This is a genomic window from Paenibacillus xylanexedens, from assembly GCF_007676705.1.
In the GTDB taxonomy this organism is placed as follows: domain Bacteria; phylum Bacillota; class Bacilli; order Paenibacillales; family Paenibacillaceae; genus Paenibacillus; species Paenibacillus xylanexedens_C.
In genome coordinates this window covers 1-340 of the sequence record NZ_VEBF01000087.1, presented here as the reverse complement: position 1 = coordinate 340, position 340 = coordinate 1, and the positions used below count along the sequence as shown (strand labels likewise).

Annotated in this window: 1 protein-coding gene; it reads right to left on the bottom strand. The window is 52.9% G+C overall.

The window, feature by feature from the left end:
• On the bottom strand, positions 1–313 hold a 313-nt coding region (locus tag FS628_RS30245; protein ID WP_145326658.1), incomplete at its 3' end, for a hypothetical protein.
• Positions 314–340: the final 27 nt, after the last annotated feature.

The following is a 340-nucleotide window of genomic DNA, read 5'->3' as shown; positions in this document are numbered from 1 at the left end:
GAACGTCCTTCATCCGATGCTTGAATTGCTGCACGAGATCGGACTCGGCGGCAAAGCTTCGCTCGTTACCAACGTCACTTCTCCATATCAACTCCTCTCCCCTCATCCCCCTAAAACCCACCTCAATACCTCCACTTCTCAACTCCTCTCCCACTCCCATCCAAACTCCCAATCCCATCCCTCTCTCCTCCACCACTTCACCACTTTCCTCAACTTCTCTCCCCCTCACATCCCCCATTACACCACCTTCCTCTAACAACAATACCCCATCACCACAACCCAAAAATGTATCCACATCATCTCTTCCAACCACCACCCCACCCCCCGCCACACGATCTTC